Origin of the sequence: Mesobacillus boroniphilus JCM 21738, assembly GCF_000517385.1 — a bacterium.
GTDB classification, from domain to species: Bacteria; Bacillota; Bacilli; order Bacillales; family Cytobacillaceae; genus Mesobacillus; species Mesobacillus boroniphilus.
Genome location: NZ_BAUW01000150.1, coordinates 1 through 5,181, shown reverse-complemented (window position 1 = coordinate 5,181; position 5,181 = coordinate 1). Strand labels below are relative to the sequence as shown.

Genomic DNA, 5,181 nt, shown 5'->3' with positions numbered 1-5,181 from the left:
GCTTTTTGTTCTGAAGATTTGGTTTATCAGAGAGCGCAGAGAAAAAGGAACAACGACTCCAACTCTAGCCTATGAATGCCACTGCCGACCAGTCCTGCGCCATACTAAGCCTCAAGCCCTACTCCAAAATCAAGCTCGGGCACGTTATGGATTTTTTGCGAGAAAGGTAAGATGTAACCATAAGAGATAAGGAGGAATTAATCATGAAAAAAATTGGTTTACTTGTTGCCGGCTTCATTGCAGCCATGGTCCTGATTTCAAACCTTGGCCCGCTCGTCGGACTTGGGATCAGCTTGCTGGTACTCTACTTCGTCGTCAAGCGATTTTTAAAGACAGATTCGACCGCATCAAAAATCGGCTGGGGAATCGCAGGCTTCATCATCCTGATGGCAACTGCTTCTAACGTCCCGGCCATCCTGGGTATTGCAGCTGCTTATGTCCTGTACCTTGTGTATAAAAACTGGGACAAAAGAGAAGAAGCAATCCGCGAAGAAAGCGATCCTTTCGTCAACTTCGAAAAGCAATGGGCACAAATGAATAACAAATAAATCCACAAAAAAAGAATGTATGTACTTCAATTTGAAAACTATCTAGCTCCAGCGCCTAGCCCCTCGAGTCGCTTGTCTAGTTTCGCCTCCTAGAAACTACGAAACTTCAACTCCGTCGGCAGAAGCAAAAAGCGCTTCTTTGTCGGAGTCTCCAGTTTCTGCGTTTCTGAGCAGTCGGCTATACTTTTCGATTTCGGTCCGCCCAATGAAGAACGACTTCACTGGTCGGCCCTCCAGCGCTTGTCGGGGCTGACCAAGGCGCTTGCGCTTATCAAAAAAGGAGAGATTACCAAATGGCTAATCTATTAACAAGAATTAAAAACACGGTAATGGCAGACTTACACGAGGCACTTGACCAGAAGGAAAGGAAAAATCCAATCGTGCTTTTGAACCGGTATCTTCGTGAATGTGAAAACGAAACAGAAAAGGTTAGAAAGCTGCTTGAGCGCCAGGGACAGTTGAAGGAACAGTTTGCACGTGAGCATCAGCAAGCTCTAGAAATGGCAGAAAAACGGAAGTATCAATCTGAGGTAGCGATGAGAGCCGGTGAAAATGATCTCCAGGAGTTTGCACAGCAGGAGCAGGAGCAGTATGAAGAGCGAGCTGCCAGGCTGAAGGAAGCGATGGAAAATGCGGCCAAACAGCAGCTTGAACTCGAGCGAAAGTACGAAGAGATGAACCATAAGCTGAAAGATATGCTCATCCGCCGCCTTGAATTGATGGGCCGTGAAAATGTGAAACGAGCACATCACCGGATGGATCAGATGCTCGATAACAATTCATACTCTGACAAAGCAGATTCAAGATTCGCAGATATGGAAACCTACCTTGACCAACTCGAGGAGAAAGTAAATAACAGCTATAACCGAAATACAATTGACAGCAGGATTGCCCAGTTGGAAAAAGAGTTTAAAAATAAAGAATCGCATACTATTTAATAGGAAAAACATGGTATTCTAAAAGAGGCGCAGGCAGCTGCGCCTTTTGGATACCACCTCAAAAGGACTTCATATTAAAAATCCTCTATCTTAAATTCCATTTTTAAAATGAATCCCAAGGAAGGGAGGAGACAGCATGTTGAACAACATGAAAAATGATTATGTCAGCTGGATTGTGATTACTGGACTTATATTGCTTTTGCTCGAAGTTTCATTTTTTAACGAAGGACTGATATTCTCCCTTCTTGCCAGCGGAGCGATGGTTTACTTTGGGCGCTCTTTAATGCCGAAGAAATCCGGGAAGCTGTTGTTCTGGGCAGGATTGTTCTTTTTCCTGAGCAGTGTATTCAGCATGATGACGTTCAGGTTTTTCTTGTTGGCGGTGTTGATCTATCTTGCCTATCAATTTGCAAAGTCGAAAAAGAAACCAGAAGTGATCAATCCAGTTTTACAGGAGCCTGAAAAGGAGCTCAGGGATGAGATGCTGATCGAAAAGCCTCCTTTATTTAAAAATCGTTTGTTTGGCCATCAGGAAACGCCTTCTCATGTGTATGAGTGGAACGATGTCAACATTCAGGCCGGGATTGGCGACAGTGTGATCGATTTAAGCCTGACGGTGCTGCCAAAGGGAGAAACCGTCATTTTCATCCGTAACATCATTGGCAATGTAAAAGTGTATGTGCCATATGATTTAGAGGTCACCCTCCGCCATTCGTCAGTTATTGGCTCTGCTGAAGTATTTGAGCATGAGGAAGGAAGGGTGCTGAACCAGAGTCTGTATGTGCAGACTCCAGGCTATGAAGAAGCTGAGCAAAAGGTTAAGATTTTTACTTCGATGCTTGTCGGTAATATCGAGGTGAAACGCATATGACGACTGCCATGCGCCAAATCTTATGGGGATTGACCCTCGGGATTATTTTATTCATAGCGGTGACTTTGTCTTTTGTGCTTGTTTTTCCGGTTGCCAGGCTTTCTGATTTGTGGAACCGTGACTGATGGATATTCCTTTCATCATATTCACCTTCAGTATTAGTGTCGTGTTAGGCGTCGCTTTTGGACTGGCGTCGGGGACATACTGGCGAAAGCAATTCAGGACGGTCGACAACTGGCTTTTTCAGCTGGAGGAAGGCCAGGAGCCCGAAATTGAACTCAATCAGGCATACGCAGAAATTTCTTCGATTTCGAAAAGAGCCAGCAAGCTGCATAAGCAAATCTCTGAAAAAGCGATGCTGTCACAGCGGCTGGCGACTGAAAAAGCTGAAGAGCAGGAGTCGCGGATTCAGGAAATCATTTCTCAGGAGCGCAACAGGCTGGCACGTGAACTGCATGACTCGGTCAGCCAGCAGCTATTTGCGGCATCGATGCTGATGTCTGCGATCAATGAAAAAAAGGGGCCTTCCGAGGAACGAGAAGCGAAGCAATTGAAGATGGTCGAGGAAATGATCCATCAATCGCAGCTCGAAATGAGGGCATTGCTTTTGCATCTCCGCCCTGTTGCCTTGAAAGGGAAAAGTCTGCAGGAAGGAATCGAGGAGTTATTAATCGAATTAAGACAAAAAGTCACCATGAATATCAAGTGGAAGGTGGAGCCATTCCCGTTGGATAAAGGGGTAGAGGACCACTTATTCCGCATCCTTCAGGAATCGGTCTCGAACACTCTTCGCCATTCGAAAGCGGAGCAGCTGGAAGTGCTGTTGATAAAGCGTGACGACAAGGTGATTTTAAGAGTTGTCGATGATGGGCTCGGTTTTAACGTAGAAGAAACAAAAGCAGGATCATATGGCCTCCAGAATATGCATGAACGTGCCGGGGAAATCGGCGGGACATTGAAGATTGTCAGTGTAGAAAATAAAGGGACCAGGCTTGAGGTCAAGGTTCCAATATTAGTGGTGGCAGGTGAGAAGAATGATTAAAGTTGTGTTTGTGGATGACCATGAAATGGTGCGGATTGGAGTTTCGTCTTATTTATCGGCCCAGCCGGATATTGAGGTTATCGGTGAGGCGGATAATGGAAAGACAGGTGTTGAGCTGGCACTTGAGCTGCGGCCGGATATTATTCTCATGGATCTGGTCATGAAAGAAATGGACGGAATCGAAGCGACAAAACAGATCATCGAGCAGTGGCCGGAAGCTAAAATCATCATCGTAACCAGTTTCCTTGATGATGAAAAAGTATATCCTGCGCTTGAAGCCGGAGCGACAAGTTATATGCTGAAAACATCGAAAGCCAGTGAAATTGCTAAAGCTGTAAGGGTCACATACTCAGGGCAGCCTGTGCTTGAGCCGGAAGTGACGGGCAAGATGATGATGAAAATGCGCCGGAAAAACAATGTTGAGCTGCACGAAGAGCTGACAGAGCGCGAGATGGAAGTCTTGAAGCTGATTGCAGAAGGAAAGACAAACCAGGAAATCGCCGAGGAACTATTCATCGCACTGAAAACAGTGAAGACGCACGTCAGCAATATCTTAAGCAAGCTGCAGGTGCAGGACAGAACACAGGCAGTCATCTATGCATTCAGACATTCAATCGTAAAATAACAAAGGGAGGTTCTCTCTATGGAGCCGTTATTCGGTTTGTTCGGTCTTTTTGGAGTATTGTTGTCAATCGGATTGCCAATCGTTCTAATTGTGCTTTTTGTCATGATGGTCACAAGCACGAAAAGACAGGAATCATTATTGACTGAAATCCTCGCGGAGTTGAGAAAGAAGGATCCGACTCAGGATCATTTGAATCGATAAAACAAAAAAGAGGCCAGTGGCCCCTTGCGAAACTTAATTTGCTTTCTTATCGATTACATCTAATTTCATAAGCATTTCGCTTAACGCTATGGATATTACTTCCCGTTCTTCAAACTCATTTGGATAACGGGAAGCACTATTTATATAGTTATGCTTTTCAGCTAACTTTTCCTTTATCTTTTTGCACATCCAGAGCTGGTAATCAGAAAGTTCCAGTTGTCTAAGCATTGTCACCCACTCCTTCGTTAGTTATCCATTACCCGCGGTCCAAGCTTGCTTAAACGCTTTAACCAAAAGATAATCAGTATGGGAAAAATTGAGAAAAGTCCAGTGTGGCAGGACTGAACAAGATTTAATCAAACGTTTGATTAACAATGATTAATGACTGAATGAGACACTGGCAAGCAGTAACCGCGGCAGATTAAGCGTCCGTTTTTTCCTTCCTCGCTTTAGGGAATCAGCTTTTTCCAGATAATCACGAGACCGGTAACATATCGGATTTTTATGTGCCCGGTTTTTCCATTTGATTAAGAGACCGGGAACAAGTCCTATTTTTATATGCGAGGTTTCTACACCAGGAAAGAAATATTACATTCCAGGAACGTTTCAGGAAAAACTTGCTAAACTAATTATGCGATTGTAAAATAAAACTAACTATTATTGAACGGAGGTGAGGAGAGATGATCAAGACTGTTTTTGTACGCGGATTTTGGAATGAGTTCCTTTATTTTTGTTGTGCAAAATTTGCTGTTGCAGCTGCCAACGGGATACGTATGTCCTTTTTCAACAGCTCAATATCAAATACAAACGATAAGATCATCTCTTTTCCCGCTTAGGAAAAAGTTTCGGTAAATGTGGAGGGCAGGCTAGTCCCTCTTTGCATTCACGGAATCCAAAAGCCAGGGGCAGAGCCATCTGCCCCTGGCTTTTTTGTTGTTTAGGAAACTACACTAGCG

The 5,181-nt window shown here is 44.3% G+C and carries 8 protein-coding genes and 1 pseudogene; 7 read left to right on the top strand and 2 right to left on the bottom strand.

Annotated elements, in window-relative coordinates; all coding sequences use genetic code 11:
• Positions 1 to 203 precede the first annotated feature (203 nt).
• Complete coding sequence (locus tag JCM21738_RS20875) at positions 204 to 548, top strand: lmo0954 family membrane protein (protein ID WP_023625776.1); 345 nt, start codon at positions 204 to 206, stop codon at positions 546 to 548.
• Positions 549 to 644: 96 nt separating this feature from the next.
• Here the strand turns inward: JCM21738_RS20875 and JCM21738_RS26905 are convergent, their stop codons facing one another.
• Positions 645 to 770 (bottom strand): hypothetical protein, encoded by a 126-nt coding sequence (locus tag JCM21738_RS26905; RefSeq protein WP_023625775.1) that lies wholly within the window; start codon positions 768 to 770, stop codon positions 645 to 647.
• 71 nt (positions 771 to 841) lie between these two features.
• Here JCM21738_RS26905 and JCM21738_RS20870 point away from each other — a divergent pair, with 71 nt between their 5' ends.
• The 5 genes and pseudogenes from JCM21738_RS20870 to JCM21738_RS20850 all read left to right on the top strand — a co-directional run bounded on the left by JCM21738_RS20870 (position 842) and on the right by JCM21738_RS20850 (position 4,225).
• Positions 842 to 1,486 (top strand): PspA/IM30 family protein, encoded by a 645-nt coding sequence (locus tag JCM21738_RS20870; protein WP_023625774.1) that lies wholly within the window; start codon positions 842 to 844, stop codon positions 1,484 to 1,486.
• A gap of 136 nt (positions 1,487 to 1,622) precedes the next feature.
• Positions 1,623 to 2,357, top strand: a complete 735-nt coding sequence (gene liaF, locus JCM21738_RS20865) for a cell wall-active antibiotics response protein LiaF (RefSeq protein WP_023625773.1) — start codon at positions 1,623 to 1,625, stop codon at positions 2,355 to 2,357.
• A pseudogene (locus tag JCM21738_RS26900) lies at positions 2,354 to 3,399 on the top strand (sensor histidine kinase). The gene liaF and the pseudogene JCM21738_RS26900 overlap by 4 nt, the downstream one beginning before the upstream one ends.
• Positions 3,392 to 4,024 (top strand): response regulator transcription factor, encoded by a 633-nt coding sequence (locus JCM21738_RS20855; RefSeq protein WP_023625771.1) that lies wholly within the window; start codon positions 3,392 to 3,394, stop codon positions 4,022 to 4,024. The pseudogene JCM21738_RS26900 and the gene JCM21738_RS20855 overlap by 8 nt, the downstream one beginning before the upstream one ends.
• Before the next feature lie 18 nt (positions 4,025 to 4,042).
• Positions 4,043 to 4,225, top strand: coding sequence for a hypothetical protein (locus tag JCM21738_RS20850; RefSeq protein WP_023625770.1), 183 nt, complete (start codon positions 4,043 to 4,045; stop codon positions 4,223 to 4,225).
• 33 nt (positions 4,226 to 4,258) lie between these two features.
• Here JCM21738_RS20850 and JCM21738_RS20845 read toward each other — a convergent pair whose 3' ends face one another.
• Positions 4,259 to 4,453, bottom strand: a complete 195-nt coding sequence (locus tag JCM21738_RS20845) for a hypothetical protein (protein WP_023625769.1) — start codon at positions 4,451 to 4,453, stop codon at positions 4,259 to 4,261.
• Positions 4,454 to 4,905: 452 nt separating this feature from the next.
• On the opposite strand from JCM21738_RS20845, the gene JCM21738_RS26895 reads away from it, so the two are divergent.
• Complete coding sequence (locus JCM21738_RS26895) at positions 4,906 to 5,061, top strand: RAxF-45 family protein (protein ID WP_279380321.1); 156 nt, start codon at positions 4,906 to 4,908, stop codon at positions 5,059 to 5,061.
• Positions 5,062 to 5,181 lie beyond the last annotated feature (120 nt).